Annotated in this window: 13 protein-coding genes; 7 read left to right on the top strand and 6 right to left on the bottom strand. The window is 55.2% G+C overall.

What is annotated here, in order from left to right:
* Positions 1–64: 64 nt before the first annotated feature.
* Positions 65–1027 (bottom strand): TAXI family TRAP transporter solute-binding subunit, encoded by a 963-nt coding sequence (locus B2T33_RS14300; RefSeq protein ID WP_008889712.1) that lies wholly within the window; start codon positions 1025–1027, stop codon positions 65–67.
* Positions 1028–1461: 434 nt separating this feature from the next.
* Between B2T33_RS14300 and B2T33_RS14295 the strand changes: the two genes are divergently transcribed.
* The gene (locus B2T33_RS14295) at positions 1462–2877 is read left to right on the top strand and encodes an MFS transporter (RefSeq protein ID WP_197146552.1); all 1416 of its coding nucleotides are present in this window, start codon (positions 1462–1464) and stop codon (positions 2875–2877) included.
* Between the two features lie 204 nt (positions 2878–3081).
* Positions 3082–5274: a malate synthase G gene (locus B2T33_RS14290; protein WP_210520737.1), complete on the top strand. Its 2193-nt coding sequence runs from the start codon at positions 3082–3084 to the stop codon at positions 5272–5274.
* Between the two features lie 111 nt (positions 5275–5385).
* Here B2T33_RS14290 and map read toward each other — a convergent pair whose 3' ends face one another.
* From map to pcaH, 4 genes are all read right to left on the bottom strand, one after another.
* Positions 5386–6135, bottom strand: a complete 750-nt coding sequence (gene map / locus B2T33_RS14285; protein ID WP_064781250.1) for a type I methionyl aminopeptidase — start codon at positions 6133–6135, stop codon at positions 5386–5388.
* Between the two features lie 48 nt (positions 6136–6183).
* Entirely contained in the window at positions 6184–7854 is a 1671-nt protein-coding gene (locus B2T33_RS14280; protein WP_286792383.1) for a GGDEF domain-containing protein, read from the bottom strand.
* 195 nt (positions 7855–8049) lie between these two features.
* On the bottom strand, positions 8050–8679 hold the full coding sequence (pcaG, locus tag B2T33_RS14275) for a protocatechuate 3,4-dioxygenase subunit alpha (protein WP_286792382.1): 630 nt from the start codon (positions 8677–8679) through the stop codon (positions 8050–8052).
* A 3-nt stretch (positions 8680–8682) separates the two neighbouring features.
* Positions 8683–9396, bottom strand: a complete 714-nt coding sequence (gene pcaH / locus B2T33_RS14270) for a protocatechuate 3,4-dioxygenase subunit beta (RefSeq protein WP_286792381.1) — start codon at positions 9394–9396, stop codon at positions 8683–8685.
* 104 nt (positions 9397–9500) lie between these two features.
* Here pcaH and B2T33_RS14265 point away from each other — a divergent pair, with 104 nt between their 5' ends.
* Complete coding sequence (locus B2T33_RS14265) at positions 9501–10481, top strand: LysR family transcriptional regulator (RefSeq protein WP_286792380.1); 981 nt, start codon at positions 9501–9503, stop codon at positions 10479–10481.
* A complete protein-coding gene (locus B2T33_RS14260; RefSeq protein ID WP_063089269.1) occupies positions 10478–11113 on the top strand; it encodes a trimeric intracellular cation channel family protein in 636 nt (211 codons plus the stop codon). Before B2T33_RS14265 ends, B2T33_RS14260 begins: the two co-directional genes overlap by 4 nt.
* A gap of 25 nt (positions 11114–11138) precedes the next feature.
* Here B2T33_RS14260 and phnF read toward each other — a convergent pair whose 3' ends face one another.
* Positions 11139–11852: a phosphonate metabolism transcriptional regulator PhnF gene (gene phnF, locus B2T33_RS14255; protein ID WP_286792379.1), complete on the bottom strand. Its 714-nt coding sequence runs from the start codon at positions 11850–11852 to the stop codon at positions 11139–11141.
* Between the two features lie 133 nt (positions 11853–11985).
* Here phnF and phnG point away from each other — a divergent pair, with 133 nt between their 5' ends.
* The 3 genes from phnG to B2T33_RS14240 all read left to right on the top strand — a co-directional run.
* Positions 11986–12486, top strand: a complete 501-nt coding sequence (gene phnG / locus B2T33_RS14250; protein ID WP_286792378.1) for a phosphonate C-P lyase system protein PhnG — start codon at positions 11986–11988, stop codon at positions 12484–12486.
* On the top strand, positions 12483–13106 hold the full coding sequence (gene phnH, locus B2T33_RS14245) for a phosphonate C-P lyase system protein PhnH (RefSeq protein WP_286792377.1): 624 nt from the start codon (positions 12483–12485) through the stop codon (positions 13104–13106). The genes phnG and phnH overlap by 4 nt, the downstream gene beginning before the upstream one ends.
* 2 nt (positions 13107–13108) lie before the next feature.
* The coding region (locus B2T33_RS14240; protein ID WP_286792376.1) for a carbon-phosphorus lyase complex subunit PhnI at positions 13109–13899 on the top strand (791 nt) is incomplete at its 3' end.

Below are 13899 nucleotides of genomic sequence, written 5' to 3'. Positions count from 1 at the left end.
GCTTGTTTGACAAGAAACGACCCGGCAAAACTGCCGGGCCTTGAACATGTTATCTGATCAGCACTTAGCGCTGATCGTCGCGGATGGAGAACCCGACTTCGTCATAGTAACGCAGTGCACCGGGATGCATTTTGCCCGTGATGTTGGCAAGCATTTCCGGGCTGACACCATTCCACCAAGAAGAGCTTTCACCCATTTTCGCCTTCTGCTCCCAGAAGGTTTTGGTCAGCGCATAGGCCGTATCGGCATCCATCTGGGTGGTGGCAAAGGCAACAACCGAAAGCGATGCGGTGGTGATGTCTTCTTCCTGACCGTTATAGGTCCCGGCCGGAATGACGGTTTTGTCACGCTTGGTCTCGGCAAGCTGGTCTTCGGACAGCGACAGAACAATGACATCGGTTCCTGCCGCGGCCTCGATCACGTTCGGCGCTGGCCAGGAGCCCGCGGTCACGAAACCATCGATCTGACCGTTTTTAAGGGCGGCAACCGCATTGGAAAGTTCGGCATCCGCCAGATCGACCTTGCCTTCAAGACCAAACAGCTGAAGATATTTTTCACCTTCGCGCGCGCCAAAGGATCCCTTGCCAAGCAGGATGGTCTTGCCCTCGAGATCGGCAAAGCTGGTCGCACCGGAATCAGCACGCATCACGAAATGCATGGTCAGCGACGGGATCGGGAACAGGGCGCGGACTTCGGCAAACTTTTCGGTCGGACGTCCGTCAAACGGGCCTTTGCCGTTCTGTGCCAGGCTTACGAGACCGGGCGGGGAGGTGAAGACATAATTGCCCGGACGCACCATGGCTTCCATGACGTTCTGAACCGAACCCTGGCTTTCCTCTACGGTGACGATGATATCACCATCGGTGCCGGTTTTCATTGCCTCGGCAAACTGGGCGGCCATCTGGTAATAGGATGACGCGGCCTTGGCCGATTTCAGGGTGACGCGGGTTTCAGCCTGCGCGGCATTCGCCACGGACAAGGCCATCATACCGGCGGCAATCACACCGAGTGTGCGCAAAATTTTCAAGGTTTCCTCCCCTTGTATGGTCGGTTCATCAGTTGGCTTGAATGCCGATTATCATCAATGAACCTGAAGTCTGGTGGCGAAACGCAAAATCCAACCCCGGATCGCGGGAATTTTGGCAAATTGCGTCTGATTTCGGTCCATAGAAAGCATCAACACCCCCAAGGTCAAGCTGCTTGTGCGATTTTCACCGAACAAAGCCTGCTTAGGCGCCAAGTAAAGCCGCTTTACACATATCAGTTGCGCGAAACCGGCACTATGCGCGTGGGCCAAGCGGGATTAAAGAAGGTTCATAATTTTTGCGGAACTTCTTGTGCGCCGTGGTGTTAAACACAAAATGCACTATTCCCCTTGTGTACCAAGGGCTTGTAAGGATTGACACGGTCGATCCCCTTGCCGCAGGGTGCCTGCCTGATTGAAACTCAAACGAGGATGCCATGCCGCGTTCGCCGGTCGCCCTTATTATTGCACTGTCTGCAACGCTGTTCGCCGCGTTTGCGCTGAATAGTGGGGCATCTCTGCAATCATCGCTGCTTGCACTGCGTGCATCCGCCGAGGGATTTGCGCCGGTCTATACCGGTATCATCATGGCATCCTATTATATCGGGTTCGTTGCCGGCATCATCTGGGGGGCGAGCCTTGTCAACCGGGTCGGCCACATCCGGACGTTTGCCGCACTGGCATCGGCCGCGTCGGCCATCACACTTTTACATGCCGTTCTGGTTGATCCGATTACCTGGTCGCTGTTTCGCATCATGACCGGCTTGTGCGTTTCGGGCCTGTATCTGGTGATTGAAAGCTGGCTGAACGCGCAGGCGGACAATACATCGCGCGGTGGGACGATTGCGATTTACATGACGGTTTCGCTTGGCGGGCTGGCGATTGGTCAGCTGTTGCTCAATGGTGCCCCAGTTAGCAGTTTCGAGCTGTTTACGGTGGCTTCTGTCCTGCTGTCGCTGTCGCTTGTTCCGCTTGCCCTGACCCGTCAGCCACCGCCGTCTGCGGTCAGCGGTGAACGCATGACATTCCGCCGTCTTTACAAGATTTCGCCGCTGGGCTTCGTTGCCGCATCGGGTGCAGGTGTGCTTTCGGGGGCGGTTTATGGTGTCGGGCCGGTTTTCGCGGCTGACCTCGGACTTGCGACCAATGAGATCGCCTATTTCATGTTCTTCGTCATTCTGGGCGGCATGATCATGCAATTTCCGATCGGCAAGATTTCGGACATGGTGCCGCGCCAATATGTGATGATTTTCGTTCTGACCGGGCTTGCGATCTGTGGATTTTTCCCGCTGGTTGCGCCGGATCTTGTCCGCGACAATCTGACAGTCTGGGGCGGGATCACGGGCGTGTTCATCATGCCGGTTTACGGCCTGGCTGTGGCCTATGTGAATGACTATCTTGAGCCGGAGGATATTGTTCCTGCGTCTGGTGGTCTTCTGATCATTTATGGCGGGTCTGCTGCGTTTGGTCCAATTCTGGGATCCAGTGCAATCGGTTATTTCGGCCCATGGGCCTTGCCGGTCCTGTTTTCAATCGTTGGCATTTGCGTTGCGAGCTTTGCAACGTACCGCGCTGGCTTTGGCCGTCGTATCTCGATCGAGGAACAGGGTCAGTTCGTTGCCGTGCCCCGCACCACGCCAATGGCGTTTGAGCTGTCACCGATTACGGACGACATCAGTCTCAATGACGAAGACGACAGCAAAGAGCCAGATAATGAAACAAAACCAATGGACCCCCATGATCTGCAAGATGTGCTGACCCCGGATGGCACGGCACATCCCGACGACATTGGACAGGTGCCACCAGCAGACAGCGACGGCACGACAGATCCGAATGCAGACAAGAAGATGTGAATGTCTGTCGATTGGGGCAGAATGATCAGGCTTCCATAATGCGGAAAACATCCCGCAATTTTGAAACCGGCTGTGGACCCGGGCCTGCTTCAACCCATATGTTGTGAACCAACGATAGGCGAGTTGCCTTTGCCGCGCTTTATGTGTTCGTCGGCAAAGCCATATTAATCGCCCGAAACAGTTCCAAGTCTGGTGAGAGAAAACATGACCCAACGCATCCAAGAAGGCGGACTTCAGATTGCAAAAGTGCTGCACGATCTGGTGGCCAACGAAGTCATTCCGGGAACCGGGATCAGTTCCGATCAGTTCTGGGCATCCTTTGAAAAGCTCGTCACTGAACTTGGACCACGCAACAAGGCGCTGCTGGCAAAGCGCGATGAATTGCAGGCCAAGATCGACCACTGGCATCTGTCGCGTCAAGACCAGCCACGCGACCCGGCTGCCTACAAGGAATTCCTGACCGAGATCGGTTATCTGCTGCCAGAAGGCGATGATTTCTATATCACCACCACCCATGTCGATCCGGAGATTGGCCGGGTGGCGGGTCCGCAGCTTGTCGTGCCGGTGATGAATGCGCGTTATGCGCTTAATGCGGCCAATGCGCGCTGGGGCAGCCTGTATGATGCGCTGTATGGCACCGATGTCATCGACGAAGCCGACGGCAAGGAAAAGACCAAGTCATTCAATCCGAAACGCGGTGCTGCGGTTGTGGCTTATGCCGCGAACTTCCTTGATGAAGCCGCCCCGCTTGCAACCGGCAAACATGCCGATGCCACAAAATACGAAGTGCGCGAAGACGCATCAGGCTGGTGGACGCTGGTTGTCACCCTGTCTGATGGCAGCGAAACCGCACTTGAGCTGCCCTCCCAGTTCATCGGGTATAACGAAAAGGACGGCAAGCTGACCGATGTCTTGCTGCGCCGTCATAGCCTACATATCGAAATCCATATCGACCCGACGCATCCGATTGGCAAGGAACATGCCGCGGGCGTGTGCGATGTCATCCTGGAATCCGCGGTCAGCACCATTCAGGATTGCGAAGATTCGATTGCCGCCGTGGATGCCGAAGACAAGACCGTTGCCTATCGCAACTGGCTTGGCCTGATGAAAGGCACGCTTGAGGAAAAATTCGAGAAAGGTGGCAAAACGATCACCCGCCGCCTGAACCCGGACCGGACCTATCAGGGCTTTGACGGGACTGAAGTTGTCCTGCCGGGCCGCAGCCTGATGCTGATCCGTAATGTTGGTCACCTGATGACCACGGATGCGGTGCTTGATGCCAATGGCGACGAAGTCCCGGAAGGCTTCCTTGACGCCATGGTTACCAGCCTGATCGCCAAGCATGACGTGATCGGCAATAACGAACTTTCGAACTCCCGCCATGGCAGCGTCTATATCGTGAAGCCGAAAATGCACGGCCCCGAAGAAGTCACGCTGACCAACGATCTGTTTGCCTTTGTCGAAAAGGCGATTGATCTGCCCGAACATACCCTTAAGGTCGGCATCATGGATGAGGAACGCCGCACGACGGTCAACCTCAAGGAATGCATCCGTGCCGCCAAGGACCGTGTGGTCTTTATCAATACCGGCTTCCTTGACCGTACCGGTGATGAAATCCATACCAGCATGGAAGCCGGCCCCATGGTCCGCAAGGAAGCGATGAAAGACCAGTACTGGATCGCGGCCTATGAAAACTGGAACGTTGATATCGGTCTTGAATGCGGCATGAAGGGCGTTGCCCAGATCGGCAAGGGCATGTGGGCCAAACCGGACCGCATGGCCGAAATGATGGAAGCCAAGATCGGCCATCCCAAGGCCGGTGCAAAATGCGCCTGGGTTCCGTCACCGACCGCGGCAACCCTGCACGCCATCCACTATCACCAGGTTGATGTCCGTGCGGTTCAGGACGAGATTGGCAAACGCGAACGCGCAAGCCTTGATGACATTCTGGCGATCCCGCGTCTGGGTGACATCAAACCGATGCCAAGCGAAATCCAGGAAGAACTTGATAACAATGCCCAAGGCATTCTGGGTTATGTTGTGCGCTGGATCGATAGCGGGATCGGCTGTTCCAAGGTGCCAGACATCAATGATGTCGGCCTGATGGAAGACCGAGCGACGCTGCGTATTTCAAGCCAGCATATCGCCAACTGGCTCCATCATGGCCTGTGCAGCGAAGAACAGGTAATGGAAACCATGAAACGCATGGCCGCCGTCGTCGACAAACAGAATGCCGGTGACCCGACCTATCGCAACATGGCCCCGAATTTCGATGACAGCATCGCCTTTGCGGCGGCCTGTGATCTGGTGTTCAAGGGTCGCGAACAGCCGAACGGCTACACTGAACCGGTCCTGCATGCGCGCCGTCGCGAAGCCAAGGCAAAATACGGTTCGTAACCGCAACACCGCACTTCAAACACACACAAAACAAAAGCTGCCCGACACATTCGGGCGGCTTTTATGTTGCAATAAATGCTGCAGCATAGACTGCAACATTTTTACTGGGGATCAATTCCCCAGCGTCATGATTTCATAGCCCTTTTCGGTGACAACAAGGGTGTGCTCGTACTGCACGGTTGCGTCACCGGTATCGGCATACAGGGTCCAGCCATCTTCGCTATCAAGCGCCCATTTCGCGCCACGTGACAGAAACGGTTCAATGGTAATCACTTGCCCCTTTTTAAGAGCACGGCGTTCCTTAGGGTCATCCCAGGTCGGGATGGTGTGGGGATGTTCATGCAGCGACTTGCCAATACCGTGGCTGGCAAGATTGCGGATCAGGGTATAGCCACCCTTGCGGGCGAACATTTCGATCTTAAGCCCGATCTCGCGGATAGGCGCCTTGTCACGCACCACCTTGATGCCCGCCCACATGGCTTTCTTGCCGTCTTCGCAAAGCTTGGCGATTTCGGGCTTTGCCGTGCCGCAGATGAAGCTGGCCCCGGTATCGGAAAAATAGCCATCAAGCGATGCCGAAACATCGATATTGACCAGATCGCCATCGGCGAGAACCAGATCACCGGGAATACCGTGCGCGACCGCGTCATTGACACTGATACAGGTCGCGCCGGGGAACTTGTATTCGCTTTCCGGGGCGGACACCGCACCGGCATCCTCAAGAACCTTGCGGCCGATATCATCAAGCTCGGCGGTGGTGATGCCCGGGACGATGGCCGCCCCCATGACATCGCGCGCACGGGCACAGATTCGCCCGATCTTGCGCAATTGTTCGAGTTCTTTTTCAGATGAAATTGTCATGAAATGCTTATTGCGATGCCCTGAGACAAAGTCAAGAAAACCCGCATCTCATGCCAGCGACGACTTGCTGCCGGACGGCTCACCATCATCAGAAGCAAGCACATAACAGTTCTTGCCGCGCGCCTTGGCGGCATAAAGGGCATCATCCGCCTGATCGAGAAGCACGTCGATGGTTTTGCCATGCACCGGACAAAGGGCAATGCCGATGCTCATATGAATGGAAACGCGATTGCCGCCGGTAATGAAGGGCATCTGGATATCGTTCAATATCCGTTCGGCCAACATTGCGGCTTCGCCCTCGCCACTCGTTCCGACATGACACACCACCACCATCTCATCACCACCCAGACGCACAACGAGATCGCCACCGCGCACACAACGGCGCAACCGTTTTGCGACCTCGCGCAGGACATCATCGCCAGCTGAGTGACCGAACTTGTCATTGATCGGTTTAAAGTCATCAAGATCAAGCATCATGACCGCAAGCTGGGTCTTCTGGCGATCAGCATGGGCAAGTGCATGTTCGAAATAGACATCAAGCGCCAAACGGTTGCCAAGTCCGGTCAGGTTATCGTGATGGGCAATGTGTTCCATCTGGCCAAGGGCTGCGTCCTTTTCCGTCAGCTTGGCAAGCAACGCATTCAGGCTGTTTGACAGGATCTTGATTTCTCTTGCGCCATCAACGTCGGGCAGACGTTCAATTTCGCCACGTTTCATCGCCTCGATTGAACGGGCCATCTTGCCGATCGGTCCAACAAAGAAACCAGCACCCCACCATGCAATCACACTGGAGATGATACTTAACACCAACCCCCACGCCATGATGTCGCGGCGCAGGACATACACCGGCTCAAGCGCCTCTTCGACGGGCTGACGCACCAGAATTGACCAGTTCAGACCGGCATAATCAAGGTGACCGTCGGCCGGGGCATAGCCCGTCAGATACTCTGCGCCATCCGGCCAAGTGCTGATCTTCCATCCGATATTGTTGCGCTGTGCCTGCTGCAGAGCATCAAGTTCAAGCGATGAGCCGACCATCGCCCCGTCCGCCCCCAAAAGAACAGTGCCATCGGCAGATACGACAAATATATCGACATCCCGATGGATCCCCTGCCCGGCAAAAAGTGTTTTGCGGACATTATCGGCCCATTCCCAACTCAGATGGGTGGCAAATACACCGGTGAACTGATCGTTTTTATTGAACAGGGGAACGGCGATATCGACAAACTGGATCGGCTCCCCGTTATAAAGCGGAAATTTTTCCGCCAGCAATTTCGCATCGTGAACATCACCGATGAACTGTCCGTTCTTGCCATACTGAAATACCGGACGCTGCGCGATATTAGCCCCGAGCAACAAGTCATTCGTCGACGCAACCACCGTCCCGTCGCGATCAAGCACACCTATCCAGGTAAAGATCGGGATTTCGCGACTTAGGCGATTGACGATACTTGAAATCTGTTGGGTATCTTCGAGCTCTTGCAGGACAGAGAGAGTGCTTAGGACCGAAACCTCGCCACGGTGGGTCCACATGGTACGGTCAAGCTCATCAGCCATTTGACGCGCAATATCAGAAACACCCAGACCAATCTGCTTTTGCAGATCGGCACCGGATCGCTTTCCGACCACAAAGCTCATCAGTACGGTCAGGCCAACCAGTAGCAGCGCTGTTGCCAGAGCTACTTGCACACGGATTCCGACCTGTAACAACTTGTTCAAGGCTGATCCTCTCACTCTCTATCACCGGGGTCTTCTTTTTTGTTTTTGAAACCCTCAGCAGCGGTTGTTTTACCACACCGCTTTTATCAACGTGAATATAAGAATCAGCGGACGGCTTTTTAAGTAGTTGATTGAACAAAAATACGGCAACCGCGAAGGGCGGTCGCCGCATTACCCATACAGTTTTACGCGCTGTTAGATGTCAAAAAATACGGTTTCGCCATCGCCCTGCAAGACGATGTCAAACCGGTAGACAGGGATCGGTCCACTGTCATCACGATTGGCGATCAGGGTTTTGCGACGGGGTTGCTGTTCGATCAGATTCAGAACAGGATCAGCCGCATTCGCATCTTGTTCGTCGGCGAAATACATCCGGGTATTCAGCCCGATATTGATACCACGTGCCACGATCCAGAAGTTGATATGCGGCGCCATGTCTTTGCCATTGCGACCGGAAACCACGCCTGGCTTGATGGTTTCAAAGCGATAGACAGCCGTATCGAAATCCGTTCCCGTCCGGCCCCAACCGCGGAAATCCTCATCGATTTTGCCGGAATTCTGACGATCAAGTTCATGGTTGTAACGCCCGTCCGCATTGGCCTGCCAGATTTCAAGCAGCGCATCACGCAGCGGCGTTCCGGTACCATCAATCACCCGCCCTTCGATGATGATCCGTTCCCCACGGGTGTTTTCATTGGTCAGAACGTTGGTGAAGTTGTTTTCAAAAATGTCAAAACCGGCCTGATTAGGAATGAGCCCGATATGAACATACGGGCCCGCCGTCTGGGAGGCGGTTTCTTTGAGATAATCAAGGCTTTGCACCATGGATCAGTTTCCTTCCAGACGGTTTTCAAACAGGGTCGAACGACGCCCGCGCAGGACGATGTCAAACTTATAGGCAATGGTATCAAGTGGCACGGAACCCTTGAGATCAATCGGTGCAATCAGGCGGTTGATCGCATCTTCGTCCGGGATGACATGCACAATCGGACATTCCTTGATCAGTGGATCGCCTTCGAAATACATCTGGGTGATCAGGCGTTGGGCAAAGCCGGAACCGAATACCGAAAAATGGATATGGGCCGGACGCCAGCTGTTGACGTAGTTGCGCCATGGATACGGACCCGGCTTGATGGTGCGGAAAAAGTAGTAACCGTTTTCATCGGTCAGCGCGCGGCCACAGCCGCCAAAGTTCGGATCGATCGGCGCAAGATAGGTATCTTTCTTGTGGCGATACCGCCCACCCGCATTGGCCTGCCAGAATTCGACCAGCGTATTGGGCACCGGACGGTTGTTTTCATCCAGAACCCGCCCATGCACGATGATACGTTCGCCAATCGGATCGCCATCCTTGGCGTAGTTTCGGATCAAGTCGTTATCAAGCGGCCCCAGTTCGTTCTGACCGAAAACCGGACCGGTAATTTCCGACAAGGATCCTTGCAGCGACAACAGCGACTGGCGCGGGGAACGCGCAACCGATGTCTTGTAGATCGGGGTGTAGGCTGCTGGCTGCAGCGTTCTGTCACGCTGATAGAATTCCATGATTTTTCCTCCGCAGATGATGCTCCGGACTGTTGAATGTCCGCGTTAAGCACATCCTGCGTGGCCAATTGCATAAAATAAATGCATCATTTATCATCTTATTCATGAGCAATTTTGATCATTTGGAACTGGACGGCCATGCGCTGCGTCTGTTTCTGGCCGTTCTTGAAGAAGGGTCGGTCACAGCCGCCGCCGAACGGCTTGGCGTGACGCAATCGGCGGTCAGCCACAACTTGACCAAATTGCGCCGGATCATGCGCGATCCGCTGTTCACCAAATCCGGGCGCGGGATCGTAGCGACCGCGCATGCGCAAAACCTGGCCGAACAGGCGCGGTTTCTTCTTGATCAGATGCAGGCCTTTGCCAGTGGTGCGCATTTCGAGCCGGATGGCGCATCCATGAGCCTGACCATTGCCGCCAATGATCTGCAGCGTGATCTTTTGTTGCCAACACTGTTTCGCAATCTGGAAGGCGCGCTTGCCAATATCCGGATGACGGTGGTGCCGTCCCTTCTGCCCGGACCGGCCTTGTTGCGTGAAAATCATTGCGACCTTCTGATTTCGCCGCGGCCACCCGAAGGTGTGGATATCGTGCAAAAGCGTCTTCTGACCGATCATTACATGGTGTTTTATGATCCGGACATGCGCGACGCCCCGCAAAGCGATGATGATTATCTATCCGCGCGCCATATCACGGTGCGCTATGGCAATAATCGCACGCTTGAGTTTGACGAGATGCTTGAAAATCAGGATGTTGAACGCAACATCGTTTTGCGAGTACCTAACTTTACCGCCATTGCCGAATTCCTGCGCGGAAGCAATATGATCGCAACCTTGCCAAGCCTTCTCGAAAAACATGCGCTGCGTGATTTTGCCCGTGCGCCGATGCCGCTCGCGGGTTTAAAAAGGGGCACGCTTGATCTTCCTATTTTCATGTGTTGGCACCAACGCTATCAGCACGACCCATCGCATCTCTGGTTACGCGAACAGCTTGAAGATGTTGCCACATCCAGATTGCGCATGCCGATAGAACACCCAGTTTCGCAACCCACAGATCACGGGCAGGCCCCGCAAAGGACATCATGACGATTACTGAAATCATCTATTGGCTTGAACTGGCAGGGGTCGCCGTTTTTGCGATTACCGGCGCGCTTGAGGCATCCCGTCGTCAGATGGACATGGTCGGATTTGTCCTGATTGCGACCTTTACCGGCATCGGCGGCGGCACTGTGCGCGATGTCATTACCGGGGCAACACCGGTTTTCTGGATACGCGACACCACTTGGCTTGTGACCTGCATCGGGGCTGCTGTCATCACCTACTTCACCGCCCATCTGGTTGAACGACGTTATGTTGCCTTGCTGTGGCTCGATGCACTGGGACTGGCAATGTTCGGGGTCACCGGGGCGGCCATCGGCCTTAATCTGGGCGTATCCCCGTTGGTCGCAATCGTTCTGGGCATGATCACGGCCACCTTTGGCGGGATGGTGCGTGATGTTGTCTGTAATGAAATCCCGCTGATTCTTCGCCCGGAGATTTATATCACCTGTGCGCTGGTCGGTGCAGGGATCTATGTGATTGGCACTGCGATCCTTGATTTGCCGCGCGGGCCGATTGCCGTGATTGCGTTCTTTGCCGCATTCCTGATGCGGGCATGTGCGATCAAGTTCAAGCTAAGCTTCCCGGTCTACAGGGCCCGTCCGGGTCGGGAATACTAGGGCAGCACACTCGCTGTCCCGTGCCCTACTCGACGATCAACTGAACCCGGTCGCTTGAAAAGGCGGTCACACCGTATTCGATTGGCGCACCAGCGGAATCAACGTCGACACTTTCCGTCGAAATCACTGGTCGATTGCGCGCCTGTTTAAGCAGGTTGGCAACACGTGATGACGGAAGCGTTGCCGAAATGCGCGTGGTCTTTCGTGTGTAGTCATCAATCCCGAAGCGTTTGAAGGCCTCTGTAAGCGATTTGGTTTCGACAAATATCTCGACAATGCCATCAAAGCGCGCGGCCGGGAGATAACTTGTCGCGACGGCAAGCGGCACACCATCGGCCTCGGAGACTGAAAACAACTCGATCACCCGCGTGCCCGATTTGACATCGAGGAACTGCGCGATGGTCGAATTGGCTTTGAGGACCTCGGACGAGATCAGGCGTTTATCAGGCAAGCGATGACGGCCCGATACGATCTGCGAAAACCGGGTTTTGGAACCAAGCGGGTAGTCAAGGATCTGTTCCTGAACAAAGGCGCCGCGCCCCTGTTCGACACGAACAACATTGGAATCGACAAGTGCCGCCATGGCGCGGCGCACCGTATGACGATTCACCCCAAAGCGCCGGACCAATTCCATCTCGGTCGGCATCTTTTCGCCCGGTGTGAAAACGCCCTCGGAAATATCAGCCAGAAGCTGCTTTTCTATTTGCTTCCAAATAGATAGGCCCGGTTCCCAATCCATTACAATCCCCGTTCACAAAACTTTCACCGCAAGACCTTTGCCTTTGCTGCTGGATCGTCTTATAACGTCAATAGGTATAGACGTCTAGACAAATTTTGAATTTGTCGACATAAGTTGAAAAGGGATCAGTTTGATGACGGCGCACCCCGCCCCGAATGCCCGGACAGATCAAAACCGGAATGCAGACACCCCCACCGATCCGCATATTGCCGCGCGCCAAAAATGGATGTCGGTTCTGGCCCGCACATCCCGTGCCCGCCTTGAAACCGAATGGTCAGAAAATCACAGCAATGAAAGCTGGACCAACCTGCGCGAACCGCAAATCGGCATGGTGATGGTCCGCGGCCGTGCTGGTGGCGCCGGGCAGCGTTTCAACCTTGGTGAAATGACCGTGACGCGTTGTGCCGTCACGCTGTCAGACGGCACAGTCGGGCATTCCTACGTCAAGGGACGTGATCGTATTCAGGCGCAATATGCCGCCCTGTTTGATGCGGTGATGCTGCGCGACGGATCGGCACGCGATTTCATCGAGACCCTGGCCGCCGAACAGGCCGCAGCCAAACGCGATCATGCGCGCAAGGTTGCCGCCACCAAAGTTGATTTCTTCACCCTTGTCCGCGGAGAAGACGAATGACGCCCCAACCCCAATCACCCCGCGCCCAGACAAGTGAATTGCTGCCCGGTTTTGACCATGCGGCCTTTGATTCAAACGCTGTTTTCCGCGCCCTGTTGGATGCCATGTCGCGTCCGGGTCGCATTTATGATTTGCCGGTCAGTATTTCCGCACCCGATGGCCTGAACAAAGCCGCCACTGCAACGCTTCTTGCCATGGCAGATATGGATACGACCATCTGGCTATCGCCAAGTTGCGCGACCAAGGCCGCCGGCGATCATTTGAAATTCCATTGCGGTTGCCCGCTCAGCACGGATGTCAAACAGGCCGATTTTGCGGTTGCGCGCATTTCCGATGATCTGTCCTTTGTCACCGATCTTGCCGTTGGCAATGCGGAATACCCGGATCAATCGGCAACCCTGATCCTGATGGTCGATGAGATTTCAGATCGCCCGTCCATGACCCTAAAGGGGCCGGGCATCAAGGATACGCACAACCTATGCATCGAGGGCCTGCCCGCAAGCTTCCATGCATGGCGCGCAGAAAACCATCACCTGTTTCCCTGCGGCGTTGATGTGATTTTCGCAAGCGAAACCCAGATCGCCGCCCTGTCGCGCACCACCCGGATCGAGGTCAATTAATCATGTATGTTGCAGTAAAAGGTGGCGAACGCGCCATCAATAATGCGCACAAGCTTCTGGCCGAGCAGCGCCGCGGCGACAAGACCATCGCCGAAATCGAAACCGATCAGATCGAACAGCAACTCTCGCTGTCCGTCACCCGGGTCATGGCCGAAGGGTCGCTTTATGATCGCGATCTGGCCGCCCTTGCCATCAAGCAGGCCCGTGGTGATCTGATCGAGGCGATTTTTTTGATGCGGGCCTATCGCACGACGCTGCCACGTTTTGCCTTTTCCAAGCCAATCAAAACCGCCGAAATGGATGTATCGCGCCGAATTTCGGCAACCTTCAAGGACTTGCCCGGCGGACAGATTTTGGGCCCGACCTTTGACTACACCCATCGTCTGCTGGATTTCACCCTGATGGCCAATGGCGAGGCACCGACCGAGGCACCAAGTGGTGAAAATCCGGTCGATGAGAACATGCCACGCGTTTTGGATGACATCCTGAACTATGAAGGTCTTATTCAGGATGAACCGGTGCCGGTCGATGAAAACGCCCCGGTCGCCGATCTGACCCGCGAGCCGGTCAAATTCCCGGCCGGACGGGATTTGCGCTTGCAGAACCTGTCGCGCGGCGATGAGGGATTTGTCCTCGCACTCGGCTATTCCACCCAGCGCGGCTATGCCAACAGCCACGCCTTTGTCGGTGAAATCCGCTATGGCACCGTTTCGATCGAAATCGAACCAGAAGAACTCGGCTTTGCGATTGATATCGGCGACATCGAACTGACCGAGTGCGAGACGGTCAACAA

This window comes from Thalassospira sp. UBA4513, from assembly GCF_002388495.1.
GTDB lineage: Bacteria > Pseudomonadota > Alphaproteobacteria > Rhodospirillales > Thalassospiraceae > Thalassospira > Thalassospira tepidiphila.
This window is presented reverse-complemented; position numbering and strand designations above follow the sequence as displayed.